This is a genomic window from Vagococcus sp. CY53-2, from assembly GCF_022604695.1.
Lineage (GTDB): Bacteria > Bacillota > Bacilli > Lactobacillales > Vagococcaceae > Vagococcus.
In genome coordinates this window covers 604018-617616 of the sequence record NZ_JALAHP010000001.1, presented here as the reverse complement: position 1 = coordinate 617616, position 13599 = coordinate 604018, and the positions used below count along the sequence as shown (strand labels likewise).

The following is a 13599-nucleotide window of genomic DNA, read 5'->3' as shown; positions in this document are numbered from 1 at the left end:
TATGAGTCAAACGATTTTAAATGATGCAAAAGAAAAGATGAAAAAATCTGAGGAAAGTTTACGTCGTGAACTAGGGCAAATTAGAGCAGGTCGTGCTAACGCTAGTTTGTTAGAACGTATTACAGTAGACTACTACGGAGTACCAACACCACTAAATCAGTTGTCTTCTATTACCATTCCAGAAGCGCGTGTATTAATGATTACGCCTTTCGATAAATCTGCAATGGAAAACATTGAAAAAGCTATTCTAGCAAGTGATATTGGTATTTCACCAACTAATGATGGAACAGTTATTCGTTTGGTTATCCCTCAATTAACAGAAGAACGTCGTAAAGATATTGCGAAAGAAGTGGGCAAACAAGGTGAAAATGCTAAGATTGCTATTCGTAATATCCGTCGTGATGCGATTGATGAATTGAAAAAGTTAGAAAAAAACAAAGAAATTTCTGAAGATGAGTTACGTGGATTTGAAAAAGATGTTCAATCATTGACTGATGCTAGTGCAAAAAATATTGAAGCCATTGTTAGTGAAAAAGAAAAAGAAATTTTAGATGTTTAACGAATAAAATAAAGCCGCGAAGAGATTCGTGGCTTGTTTTTTTATAATTTCTTTTAAAAAAAGTAGGATTATCCTTTTTTTTATAGGTTTTTCTAGTCCCATTTGCTACAATAAGGTGAGTGCATGTTTATGCTCAAGTCTTTTGAGGGGGCTTTTTTATGTTTAATATATTTACAAAGCAAACGAAGAAAAAATTAGGAGAAGAAAAAACGATAAACTTTTCCAAAGATGGAGATATTCCCAAGCATATAGCAATTATAATGGACGGTAATGGACGGTGGGCGCAAAAAAGACGTCTTCCACGTATTGCTGGACATAAGGAAGGGATGAATAATGTTAAAAAAATAACGACTTATGCAAGCAAATTAGGAGTTAAAGTATTAACATTATACGCTTTCTCGACGGAAAATTGGAAGCGTCCATCAAATGAAGTCGATTTTTTAATGAAATTACCAGTTGATTTCTTTGATGTCTTTGTACCAGAGTTGATTAAAGAAAATGTCAAGGTCAATGTGATGGGTTTTACAGAACATTTACCAAAACACACGCAAAAAGCAGTAGAAAATGCTATTAAGGAAACAAAAAATAACACAGGCATGATATTAAACTTTGCGTTAAACTATGGTAGTCGGGCAGAAATCTTAACAGCAGTAAACGACTTGTTAAATGAAGTAAAACAAGGAAACTTCACAGAAGAAGTTGATGAGGATATGTTTTCTAATTATTTAATGACAGCAAGTTTGGGAAACGAGTTACAAGACCCAGATTTATTGATTCGAACAAGTGGGGAAGAGAGAATCAGTAATTTTTTATTATGGCAAATTGCTTATAGTGAATTATATTTTACAGAGACCTATTGGCCAGATTTTAGTTTGGTCCACTTAGAAGAGGCCATTGGGTCTTACCAAAAACGTCAACGTCGTTTTGGGGGATTGAAAATAGAAGGAGAGGCAAGTAAATGAGACAAAGAGTGATTACAGCAGTTGTTGCATTAATTTTATTTATTCCACTAATAGTTATTGGACAAATGCCACTGCAAGTCGTGATGGCTATGTTAGGTGGGATTGCGGTTTATGAGTTATTTAGGATGAAAGGGTTAGACATTAAAACACCAGAGGGGATTTTAGCAATAGTTGGTTCCGTTGTGTTGATTTTACCACACTCAACGTGGTATGATTTTTTACCTAAAACAGTGAATGGTAACACCTTGTTTTATTTAGTCGTGATGGCATTATTAGTTCTACCTGTTTTTCTTAAAAATGCGTTAACTTTTGATACTATTGGTTTTCCAGTATTAGTGAGTCTATATGTGGGGACTGGTTTTCAAAACTTTATTTCTGCTAGAGAAATGGGATTACATGTCTTGATGTATGCATTATTTATTGTTTGGTCTACAGATATTGGGGCTTACATGATTGGTAGAAAATATGGTAAAAGAAAATTAGCACCAGATATTTCCCCAAATAAAACCGTTGAAGGCTCTCTTGGTGGTATGTTATGTGCAGTGGTTGTGTCACTTGTTTTTACTTTAATATGGCCATTAACTTATAATGTGTTTGTGATGTTATTACTAGCTATCATTTTTTCAGTTGTCGGACAATTGGGTGATTTGGTTGAATCAGCTTATAAACGTTACTATGGTGTGAAAGACTCTGGAAATATTTTACCAGGACATGGTGGCATATTAGATCGGTTTGATAGCTTATTATTTGTCTTTCCATTGATGCATTTAGTCGGATTGTTTTAAATAGATTGATACAATAAGTAGAAGGGATGTTCTGATGAAAACATTTTTAACATTTATTTTTGTGTTTGGTTTGATTGTTCTAGTTCACGAGTTTGGTCATTTTATTTTTGCTAAACGTGGCGGCATATTGGTTCGTGAGTTTTCAATTGGCATGGGACCAAAATTATTTTATCATCGTCATAACGGAACAACGTATACTATCCGTTTACTACCAATTGGTGGGTATGTTCGAATGGCGGGTGAAGGTGAAGAGGAGGGAGAACTATCTCCTGGAATGCACTTGTCACTTGTTATAGATGAAAATGGTATTGTAACGAAAATCAACCCAACAAAAAAAGTACAATTACCTAATAGTATACCAATTGAATTGATTGCATATGATTTAGAAGATAAATTATTTATTAAAGGATATGAAAATGGGGATGAATCTGAAGAAAAGATTTTTCCAGTATCTCATGACGCAACGATTATTGAAGAAGATGGTATTGAAACACAAATTGCACCACGTGATGTTCAATTTCAATCAGCTTCTTTAGGTCGTCGAATGATGACAAATTTTGCAGGACCCATGAATAATTTCATCTTAGCTGCAGTTCTGTTTATCCTTGTAGCTTTTATGCAAGGTGGAAAATATGTTGAAGATCCATCAAATGCGATTGGTGGAGTTATCCAAAATAGTGTAGCGGATAAAGCAGGCATTAAACCGGGTGATAAAATTATTCAAGTAAATAGTAATGACACACCAAAATTTACGGATATTTCAGCAGAAATTTCTTCTAATGCTGGAAAAAAAGTGTCTTTAGTTTTAGAAAATGATAAAAATGAAAAAAGAACGGTTGAAGTCGTACCAGAAAAAAGTGAACAAAATCCTAGTGTTGGAATGATTGGGATTCAGATGAGCAATAAGTTCATGCCATTATCATTTTTTGGTAAGATCCAATATGGAGTGACACAAATGATTGCTAATTCATTAACTATTTTTAAAGCATTGGGTGATTTGATTACTGGATTTAGTATTAATAAATTAGGTGGTCCTGTCATGATTTTTAAACTATCTGAATCTGTGTCAAAAAGTGGCATCATCGCTATCTTATCCTTTACCGCGATGTTATCAGTCAATTTAGGAATTATGAACCTAATTCCATTACCAGGTCTTGATGGTGGAAAGTTAATGCTGAATTTATATGAAGGTGTTCGCGGTAAACCATTAAGTCAAGAAAAAGAAGTGATGATTACTATGGCTGGAGTGGTGATTCTAGTTGTATTAATGGTTGCTGTTACTTGGAATGATATTCAACGATTTTTTATTCAATAATATGTTTAGGGGAGTTTAATAATAATGAAACAATCAAAATTTTTTATGCCAACTTTGCGTGAGGTACCAAGTGAAGCCGAGGCAATGAGTCATAAAGTGTTACTTCGTGGTGGATACATTAGACAGGTGTCAAGTGGTTATTATATTTATTTACCACTTGCTTATAAAGTGATTCAAAAAATTGAAAACATCATGCGAGAAGAATTTGCTAAAATTAATGCTAATGAGATGCTTTTACCAGCCGTTATACCAGCTGATTTATGGCGAGAAAGTGGTCGTTATGCAACATATGGCGATGCCTTGATGACGTTTACTGCAGATGGTGATAAAGAGTATCTTTTAGGACCAACACATGAAGAAACATTTACAGATTTAATTCGTAAAGATGTGAATTCTTATAAAAAATTACCACTTTATCTATACCAAATTCAATCAAAATACCGTGGGGAAAAACGTCCACGTTTTGGTCTACTACGTGGACGCGAATTTATTATGAAAGATGCGTATTCTTTCCATGCCTCAACAGAGAGTTTAGATGAAGGCTTTAATGACTTTGAAGAAGCCTATAAAAAAATATTTGACCGTTGTGGCTTAAACTACCGTATTATTATTGGTGATGGCGGTGCAATGGGAAGTAATGATTCAAAAGAATTTATGGCCATTGCTGAGATTGGTGAAGATACGATTGTTTATTCAAATGAAAGTGATTATGCAGCTAATTTAGAGATGGCGACTAGTTTTTATGCCTCTAAAAAATCTCATGAAACACCACTTGAAATGGAAAAAATTGAAACTCCAGATGTTGGAACAATTTCAGAATTATCTGACTTTCTATCTATTTCAGAAGATAAAACAGTGAAATCTTTGTTTTATATGGCTGATGGAAACCCTGTGATGATTTTACTTCGCGGTGATCACGAGTTAAATGACGTAAAATTAAAAAATTATTTAAACGCTGTTAATTTAGAACCAGCAACAGATGATGAGGTAAAAGAAGTCTTAGGAGTAGAATTTGGTTCTTTAGGTCCTGTAGGATTACCTGATACGGTTGAATTACTAGCTGATTTATATGTACAAGATTTATCTAATACAGTAGTTGGGGCAAATGAAACAGGGTATCATATCAAAAATGTGAATCCAGGCCGTGACTTTGAACCAAAAGAATATTTAGATTTACGATTAGTCAAAGAAGGCGAAATTTCTCCTGATGGTCGTGGAAAATTACAATTTACACGAGGTATTGAATTAGGACATATCTTTAAACTTGGAACATTTTATTCTGAAAAAATGAAAGCAGAAGTGTTAGATGAGAATGGAAAAGCTATTCCCGTTCAAATGGGGTGTTATGGTATTGGTGTGAGTCGTTTACTTTCAGCTATTACCGAACAAATGTCTGACGAGGACGGCATCAACTGGCCAGCTGAAATTGCGCCATTTGATGTGCATATCATTCCAATTAATCCAAAAGATGAGCATCAATGGAACTTAGCCTTAGATATTGAAAAAGAATTAGAAAGCTATGGCTTAGATGTGTTGCTAGATGATAGAAAAGAACGTCCAGGAGTGAAATTTAAAGATGCTGACTTAGTTGGTGCCCCATTTAGAATCACTGTTGGTAAAAAAGCAGAAGAAGAAATTATTGAAGTGAAAATCAAGAAAACACAAGACGAGTTAGAAATTCGTCGCGACGAGTTATATGCAACGTTAAATATCTTGAATAAGTAACAATACCTTTAAGGTTCTTAGTCTTATTTACTAAGAACCTTTTTCATGTATAATGTAAAAAGGAAAGTAGGGATGACCATGAGCTTATCACCAGTAGAATTATATGCTCAATTAATAAAACAAATTGCTTTAGATGACCAATTATCCAACTATCCTCTTTTAGAAACAGGTGAAGTGAAAAAAGTCACTGTACATAAAAAAAGTCGACTATGGGAGTTTAATTTAGGGTTTCATCATATTTTACCAATGTCACATTATCAGTTGTTATCTACTCATTTAGAGACTGCTTTTAATGATATTGCGCGTACTTCATTGGTTGTATCGAGCCAAAATAAAGACTTAAATGATGATTTATTAGCAGATTATTGGTATCACGTATTAAAGGCCAATGAAGAGATGACAAATGTTGTGAAAAATTCATTGTTGCAAACACCACCATTTGTTGAAGACCAGCAGGTTATTTTATTGGTTGAAAATGAAGGGGTCGAAAAATATTTAAGTCAAAAACATTTAGGACGCCTTAGTGAGCTATATAAACGCTACGGATTTCCTGAGTTTAAATTTGTTGTTCGAATTGATGACACAAAAGAGTCAGATATTCAAAAGGCGTTTGAACAACGGCAACAAGAGCAAGCAGAAGAATTAATGAAACAAACAGCTGCAGCCATTGAAAAAAATCAACAACAAAAGAAAAAACAAGAAACGCTTGAACATGAAGGCCCAATTCAACTTGGAAGAACGATTCCAAGTGATGAGGTGATCACACGTATGGAAGACATCATTGAAGAAGAACGTCGTGTGACTATCGAAGGGTTTGTGTTTGATAAAGAAATTAGAGAATTACGTTCAGGCAGAAAGTTATTAATTGTCAAAATCACAGATTATTCATCGTCATTTGCTGTGAAGAAATTTTCTAATAATGAAAAAGACGTCGCTTTATTTGAAGCAATTAAAACCGGAAGTTGGTTAAGAGCACGAGGTAGTATCCAGGAAGACACGTTTATGCGTGATTTAGTGATGAATTGTCAAGACTTAGTTGAGGTAAAAAAAGAATTAAGAAAAGATACAGCCCCTGAAGAGGAAAAACGTGTTGAGCTTCATCTTCATACAAATATGAGTACCATGGATGCGACCAATAGTGCCACAGATTTAGTGGCTCAAGCTGGAAAATGGGGGATGCCAGGAATTGCGATTACCGACCATAGTGGCGCACAAGCGTATCCAGATGCTTATTTTGCTGGGAAAAAACATGGTGTAAAAGTGTTGTTTGGTGTGGAAGCAAACATCGTCGATGATGGTGTCCCGATTGCGTATAATCCAAAACATATTAGTTTAACAGATGCGACTTATGTTGTCTTTGACGTGGAAACAACGGGACTATCAGCGGTTTATGACACGATTATCGAGTTAGCTGCTGTGAAAATGCATAAGGGAAACATTATTGATACCTTTGAACAATTTATCGATCCAGGTCATCCATTATCTCAAACAACCATTCATCTGACGGGAATTACAGATGATATGGTAAAGGGGTCAAAATCTGAAAAAGAAGTCTTAACGCTATTTGAAGAGTTCTGCCGTGATAGTATTTTAGTTGCCCACAATGCTAGTTTTGATATGGGATTCTTGAATACTAGTTATGAAAAATACGATATGCCAGAAGCTCCTAATCCAGTCATTGATACCCTGGAACTATCACGACTACTTCATCCTGAATTAAAGTCACATCGTTTAAACCGTTTGACCAAAAAATATAACATCAACTTGGAGCAACATCACCGTGCGATTTATGACTCGGAAGCAACAGGTCATTTGTGTTGGATATTTGTCAAAAAAGCACAAGAAGAATTTGGCGTGCATTTCCATGATGAGTTTAATCAACATATTGGTGAGGGAGATGCGTATAAGCGAGCACGACCGTTCCATGCGACGATTCTCGCTCAAACACAAGCAGGGTTGAAAAATTTATTTAAATTAATCTCGATGTCAAATGTTAATTATTTTTACCGTGTACCACGTATTCCACGCTCGAAGTTATCTGAATTTCGTGAAGGATTGTTAGTAGGCTCAGCATGTAGTAATGGTGAAATTTTTGAAGCGATGATGCAAAAAGGTGTCGAAGAAGCCAAAAAGCGTGCAAAATTTTATGACTATATCGAAGTCATGCCAAAACAAGTTTATGCTCCATTGATTGAAGCAGAACTCGTTAAAAATGATGAGGACTTAGAAGACATCATGACTAATCTGGTGTCGATTGGGGACGATTTAGGTAAGATAGTGGTGGCAACAGGAAATGTTCACTATTTAAATAAAGAAGACGCTATTTATCGTAAAATTTTAATTAATTCGATGGGAGGAGCGAATCCTCTAAATCGCTATGAATTACCGGACGTCCACTTTTTAACAACGAATGAAATGTTGGATGCGTTTAGTTTTTTAGGTGAAGAAAAAGCCAAAGAAATTGTGGTAGACAACACACGAAAAATTATGGATATGTGTGAAGACGTTGTACCTGTCAAACAAGAGTTATATACCCCAAAAATTGAAGGGTCAGAAGATGAGATTACGAAATTAAGTTATGATGAAGCACATCGACTTTACGGTGAGGAGTTGCCAGAAATCGTTGAGAAACGAATTGAAAAAGAGCTAAAAAGTATAAACGGGAATGGGTTCTCCGTTATTTATTTAATCTCTCAAAAGCTGGTTCATAAGAGTTTAGAAGATGGTTACTTAGTTGGGTCTCGTGGATCAGTTGGGTCAAGTTTTGTCGCAACCATGACAGGTATTACAGAAGTAAATCCACTTCCACCACATTATTTGTGTCCTGAATGTCAGTATTCAGAGTTTTTTGAAGATGGTAGTTATGGTTCAGGCTTTGACTTACCAGAAAAAGACTGTCCTAAATGTGGGGCTAAACTGTCAAAAGACGGACACGATATTCCATTTGAGACGTTCTTAGGATTCCACGGTGATAAAGTACCCGATATTGATTTGAACTTCTCAGGGACATACCAACCAGAAGCACATAATTATACGAAAGTGTTGTTTGGGGAAGATTATGTTTTCCGTGCCGGAACAATCGGTACAGTAGCTGATAAAACGGCTTATGGGTTTGTAAAAGGCTACGAACGAGACAATGATTTGAGTTTTCGTGGCGCTGAAATTGACCGTCTAGCAAAAGGATCAACAGGTGTGAAACGAACCACTGGACAGCATCCAGGGGGAATTATTGTGATTCCTGATTATATGGATGTGTATGACTTTACCCCAATCCAATACCCAGCTGATGACCAAGATTCTGAGTGGCGTACGACTCACTTTGATTTCCATTCGATTCATGATAATGTGTTAAAACTTGATATACTTGGACACGATGATCCAACAGTCATTCGTATGTTGCAGGATTTATCTGGAATTGATCCAAAAACCATTCCGGCTGATGATCCAGAAGTCATGAAGATTTTCTCTGGACCACAAGTTTTAGGTGTAGAGCCTGATCAAATTTATTCTAAAACAGGTACACTTGGTATTCCTGAGTTTGGGACAAAATTTGTTCGTGGTATGTTAGAACAAACAAAACCAACTACTTTTGCCGAGTTACTACAAATATCTGGCCTCTCACATGGTACAGACGTTTGGTTAGGTAATGCGGAAGAATTAATTCGCCAAGGAACGACCACACTGGCTGATGTGATTGGGTGTCGTGATGATATCATGGTGTATCTAATGCATGCTGGGTTAGAAGATGGCTTAGCGTTTAAGATAATGGAAAGTGTCCGTAAAGGAAAAGGAATACCTGACGACTGGCAAGCAGAGATGCGTGCGAATAATGTGCCAGAGTGGTACATTGAATCGTGTTTGAAAATCAAGTATATGTTCCCTAAAGCTCATGCCGCAGCGTATGTATTGATGGCATTACGTGTTGCTTACTTTAAAGTGCATCATCCCATTTTTTATTATGCAGCGTATTTCTCAGTTCGTGCTAATGACTTTGATATTGTGGCAATGTCAAAAGGAAAAGACGCGGTCAAAGCACGCATGAAAGAAATCACTGATAAGGGAATGGATGCCTCAACTAAAGAGAAAAACTTATTAACCGTTTTGGAAATCGCTAATGAAATGTTAGAACGTGGTTTTAAATTCCAAATGATTGATTTATACAAATCGGATGCAGAAGATTTTGTGATTGAAGGCGATACGTTAATTGCGCCATTTCGTTCTGTTCCAAGTTTAGGATTAAACGTGGCAAAACAAATTGTGGCCGCTCGTGAAGAACAAGATTTTTTATCTAAGGAAGATTTATCTAATAGAGGAAAAGTATCTAAAACATTGATCGAATACATGACAGACAATGGTGTATTGAAAGATTTACCAGATGAGAATCAATTATCCTTGTTTGATATGTTATAAGAAAAAATTTAGGAGGAAGACAAATGTCAAAAGTGTTAGTTTTAGGTGGAGCAGGTTACATTGGCTCTCATGCAGTAAAACGGTTATTGGATAGTGGCAAAGAAGTGGTTGTGGTGGATAATTTATTGACTGGACATAAAGAAGCAGTGGACGAACGTGCCACGTTTTATGAAGGAGATATTCGTGATAAAGATTTTTTAACAGGTGTTTTTGAGAAAGAAGATATTTCCCAAGTGGTTCATTTTGCCGCAAGTTCACTTGTTGGAGAATCAGTTGAAAATCCACTAAAATACTTTAATAATAATGTATATGGCATGCAAACCTTACTTGAGGTGATGAATGAATTTGGCGTAAAAGAAATTGTCTTTTCTTCAACCGCTGCGACTTATGGCGAACCTGATGTAACGCCTATTACGGAAGACACACCAACGAATCCAACGAATCCATATGGTGAAAGTAAACTCATGATGGAAAAAATGATGAAATGGTGTGATAACGCATATGGGATTAAATATGTATCATTGCGTTATTTCAATGTGGCAGGTGCGATGCTTGATGCGTCAATCGGTGAAGATCACACCCCTGAAACCCATTTACTCCCAATCATTTTACAAGTGGCACTAAATCAACGTGAAAAGTTAATGATTTTTGGTGATGATTATCCAACGCCAGATGGCACATGCATTCGTGATTATGTGCATGTCGTAGATTTAGTTGACGCGCATATATTAGCCTTAAACTATTTATCCACACATGATGAAAGCCAAATTATTAATCTTGGTAGTAGCAATGGGTTTTCAGTAAAAGAATTGCTGACTGAAGCCATCAAAGTAACTGGAAAAGCTATTCCTTCTGAGATTGCACCAAGACGTGCAGGAGACCCGTCAATGTTAGTGGCTTCAAATGAAAAAGCGAAAACTATTTTAGGGTGGAATCCTCAATACACTGATGTGGAAACGATTATTTCCAGTGCGTGGCAATGGCATCAAAGTCACCCACATGGATACGAAAAATAGCGAGTAAATGTTAAGCCAAGGACGGTCATCGTTCTTGGCTTTTTTCTATGCCTGTTTAATAGTGGTAAAAATGAGGTGTGGATAGTTATTTAATCTAATTGGGAATTTGCTGTTAGCTAGGCCACGACTGACAATAAGATTTGAGTCATCCTTAATGTATAAGCCATTTGTTAGTTTTGGTAACACCCCTTGATCAGGTGATAAAAGACCATCTGTTTTAGGTAAACGCCATTGTCCACCATGAGCATGACCGCTAAAAATAGCAAGAGGGCTATTAAAAGAGTTAATGTATTCATCAAATAGTTCAGGATGATGCGCTAAAACTAACGTCTCTTGATTAGTATTCATTTTCGCCATATCTTTACTTGAAAGTGAAGTGTGTCGATTACTTAATCCAACAAGGTTAAAGGCATTATTGTTGATGACTAAATTAGTGACATCATTTTCTAAATAAACCGCATCACTGGCTTTGATTTTTTGTCTCCATAAAGCATAATCTGGGTTTGTTTCTTCGTGGTTACCATTGATAACATAAGTTTGGTAGCGCGAGGTTAATGTAGTTAAAAAATCAAAAAATTCGGTTGTTTCTACAGACTCAGTGCGATCAATCGTGTCACCAGTTAAAAACACGACATCAGGTTGTTCTTTTTCTAATTCGTTTAATAATTGTGTTTGACTAACTCTTAATCTTGGAAACTGTAAGTCGGATAAGTGCGCAATTTTTACAGGATTATCATTAACCCGATTACTTGTGATGAAAATTGATTCAACATCAAGTTGTCTGTTTTCACGAATGCCTTCTGCCATGATAAAGAGAGGCAGTCCAATTAGTAATCCAGTAATAATTTTTTTCGTTCTAGTCATGTTAGTACTCCTTTGAAATAATCAATATCTTTAGTTAAATTAACAAAAATTTTTTAATAAAGAATTAAAAATAAAAATCTTAGAAAAATCTTAACCGTATTTTCAAAAAAAAGTTAGTAACATTGAATAGTTATGAAAAATATGCTAATATAAAATTGTGTGATATGAGTGGAAAGAGTGAGCGTGTTGACGCTCACTCTTTTTGATGAATTTCTCGAAAATGTATAGGGAGGCGAAAATATTGGCAAATGTAGTCGAAATAGTCACTGACTTAGTTACTCCGATCTTGGAAGACTATCAATTTGACTTAGTAGATATTGAGTATGTTAAAGAAGGGAAAAATTGGTTCCTAAGAGTATTTATTGATAAAGATGGCGGTATTGATATCAACGAATGTGCACTAGTCAGTGAGGCGTTAGGTGAAAAACTTGACACAATCGATCCAGATCCGATTCCACAAGCCTATTTCTTAGAGGTGTCTTCACCAGGGGCAGAAAGACCTTTGAAAAAAGAAGAAGATTATGTTAATGCTATTGGAGAGTATGTAAATATCTCTTTTTATCAAGCTGTTGAAGGAGAAAAGCAGTATCAAGGTTTCTTAAAAGAAGTAACCCCAGAGACGCTCACCCTATTAGTAAAAATTAAAACGCAAGAAAAAGAAATGACATTTGATAGAAAAAATATTGCCAAAGCAAGATTGGCTATTCAATTTTAAAATGGAGGTTAAGGAAATACATGAACAAGGAAATGTTAGGAGCACTAGATGCTCTTGAACGCGAAAAAGGTATTTCAAAAAGTATCGTCATTGAAGCACTAGAAGCAGCAATGGTTTCAGCGTATAAACGTCACTATGGACAAGCACAAAATGTAGATGTTGAGTTTGATGAGAAAAAGGGGGATGTGCATATTTTTTCTGTTAAAGAAGTAACAGAAGAAGTCATGGATTCTCAATTAGAAGTTAGCTTGAAAGAAGCGTTAAAAATTAATGGTGCTTATGAAATTGGTGATATGATTCGTTTTGAGGTAACCCCAAAAGACTTTGGCCGTATTGCAGCACAAACAGCTAAACAAGTTATCTTACAACGTGTACGTGAAGCAGAACGCTCAATTATTTATAATGAATTTAGTGCTTACGAAAATGAAATTATGCAAGGAATTGTGGAACGTCAAGATAATCGCTATATTTATGTCAATTTAGGTAAAATTGAAGCCGTATTATCTAAACAAGATCAAATCCCAAATGAAGTTTATCAACCACACGATCGCATCAAGGTTTATATTTCAAAAGTAGAAAATACATCAAAAGGTCCACAAGTTTACGTTAGTCGTAGCCATCCAGATTTATTAAAACGATTATTTGAACAAGAGATACCAGAAGTGTATGATGGAGAAGTAGAGATTATTAGTATTGCAAGAGAAGCAGGAGACAGAGCAAAAGTCGCAGTGACAGCTGCTAATAAAGACATTGATCCAGTTGGAACGTGTGTCGGACCAAAAGGACAACGTGTTCAAGCCATTGTTAATGAATTAAAAGGCGAAAACATGGATATCGTGGAGTGGAATGAAGACCCTGCTGTCTTTATCTCAAATGCACTAAATCCAGCACAAGTATTAGATGTTATTTTTGAGCCAAACCAACGTGCTTGTACAGTCGTTGTGCCAGATTTCCAATTATCATTAGCTATTGGGAAACGTGGACAAAATGCGAGATTAGCGGCTAAATTAACTGGCTATAAAATTGATATTAAACCTGAATCCGAATGGGAAAAAATAGCTGCAGAAAATGAAGAAGAGTTACTTGAAGAAGTACTTGAAGCAAATGAAGAATTAGTCGTTGAAGATGTATTAGATGAAGCTGTTGAAGAAATATCAGAAGAAACTACATCAGAAGAATCAACAGAGAACGCTACAGAAGACATTGTCGTAACTGTTGAAGAAGATGAAGAATAATACCACTTTTTGG

At 35.7% G+C, this 13599-nt stretch carries 10 protein-coding genes; 9 read left to right on the top strand and 1 reads right to left on the bottom strand.

All coding sequences use genetic code 11. The features are described 5' to 3' along the window. Nucleotide 1: 1 nt before the first annotated feature. The 7 genes from frr (at nucleotide 2) to galE (ending at nucleotide 10772) form a co-directional block, all read left to right on the top strand. Nucleotides 2–559 (top strand): ribosome recycling factor, encoded by a 558-nt coding sequence (gene frr / locus MN581_RS02965; protein ID WP_117973039.1) that lies wholly within the window; start codon nucleotides 2–4, stop codon nucleotides 557–559. Between the two features lie 158 nt (nucleotides 560–717). Next, nucleotides 718–1521 (top strand): isoprenyl transferase, encoded by an 804-nt coding sequence (locus tag MN581_RS02960; RefSeq protein ID WP_117973038.1) that lies wholly within the window; start codon nucleotides 718–720, stop codon nucleotides 1519–1521. Then, nucleotides 1518–2306, top strand: a complete 789-nt coding sequence (locus MN581_RS02955; RefSeq protein WP_117973037.1) for a phosphatidate cytidylyltransferase — start codon at nucleotides 1518–1520, stop codon at nucleotides 2304–2306. Before MN581_RS02960 ends, MN581_RS02955 begins: the two co-directional genes overlap by 4 nt. A 34-nt stretch (nucleotides 2307–2340) precedes the next feature. Further along, nucleotides 2341–3621, top strand: coding sequence for an RIP metalloprotease RseP (rseP, locus tag MN581_RS02950; RefSeq protein ID WP_117973036.1), 1281 nt, complete (start codon nucleotides 2341–2343; stop codon nucleotides 3619–3621). 24 nt (nucleotides 3622–3645) lie between these two features. Next, the gene (locus MN581_RS02945) at nucleotides 3646–5346 is read left to right on the top strand and encodes a proline--tRNA ligase (RefSeq protein ID WP_241699163.1); all 1701 of its coding nucleotides are present in this window, start codon (nucleotides 3646–3648) and stop codon (nucleotides 5344–5346) included. A 78-nt stretch (nucleotides 5347–5424) separates the two neighbouring features. Then, complete coding sequence (locus MN581_RS02940) at nucleotides 5425–9756, top strand: PolC-type DNA polymerase III (RefSeq protein WP_241699162.1); 4332 nt, start codon at nucleotides 5425–5427, stop codon at nucleotides 9754–9756. 23 nt (nucleotides 9757–9779) lie between these two features. Further along, nucleotides 9780–10772, top strand: a complete 993-nt coding sequence (galE, locus tag MN581_RS02935) for a UDP-glucose 4-epimerase GalE (protein WP_241699161.1) — start codon at nucleotides 9780–9782, stop codon at nucleotides 10770–10772. Nucleotides 10773–10817: 45 nt separating this feature from the next. Here the strand turns inward: galE and MN581_RS02930 are convergent, their stop codons facing one another. Beyond that, the gene (locus MN581_RS02930) at nucleotides 10818–11636 is read right to left on the bottom strand and encodes a metallophosphoesterase (RefSeq protein ID WP_241699160.1); all 819 of its coding nucleotides are present in this window, start codon (nucleotides 11634–11636) and stop codon (nucleotides 10818–10820) included. Between the two features lie 241 nt (nucleotides 11637–11877). Here MN581_RS02930 and rimP point away from each other — a divergent pair, with 241 nt between their 5' ends. After that, complete coding sequence (rimP, locus tag MN581_RS02925; protein ID WP_241699159.1) at nucleotides 11878–12351, top strand: ribosome maturation factor RimP; 474 nt, start codon at nucleotides 11878–11880, stop codon at nucleotides 12349–12351. A 20-nt stretch (nucleotides 12352–12371) separates the two neighbouring features. Then, the gene (gene nusA, locus MN581_RS02920) at nucleotides 12372–13586 is read left to right on the top strand and encodes a transcription termination factor NusA (RefSeq protein WP_117973026.1); all 1215 of its coding nucleotides are present in this window, start codon (nucleotides 12372–12374) and stop codon (nucleotides 13584–13586) included. The last annotated feature ends 13 nt before the right edge of the window (nucleotides 13587–13599 follow it).

Coding starts and splice junctions, on each gene's coding strand:
- MN581_RS02960 (WP_117973038.1), top strand. CDS start 718: ATGTTTAATATATTTACAAAGCAAACGAAGAAAAAATTAGGAGAAGAA.
- MN581_RS02940 (WP_241699162.1), top strand. CDS start 5,425: ATGAGCTTATCACCAGTAGAATTATATGCTCAATTAATAAAACAAATT.
- MN581_RS02930 (WP_241699160.1), bottom strand. CDS start 11,636: ATGACTAGAACGAAAAAAATTATTACTGGATTACTAATTGGACTGCCT.
- MN581_RS02945 (WP_241699163.1), top strand. CDS start 3,646: ATGAAACAATCAAAATTTTTTATGCCAACTTTGCGTGAGGTACCAAGT.
- nusA (WP_117973026.1), top strand. CDS start 12,372: ATGAACAAGGAAATGTTAGGAGCACTAGATGCTCTTGAACGCGAAAAA.
- MN581_RS02955 (WP_117973037.1), top strand. CDS start 1,518: ATGAGACAAAGAGTGATTACAGCAGTTGTTGCATTAATTTTATTTATT.
- frr (WP_117973039.1), top strand. CDS start 2: ATGAGTCAAACGATTTTAAATGATGCAAAAGAAAAGATGAAAAAATCT.
- rseP (WP_117973036.1), top strand. CDS start 2,341: ATGAAAACATTTTTAACATTTATTTTTGTGTTTGGTTTGATTGTTCTA.
- galE (WP_241699161.1), top strand. CDS start 9,780: ATGTCAAAAGTGTTAGTTTTAGGTGGAGCAGGTTACATTGGCTCTCAT.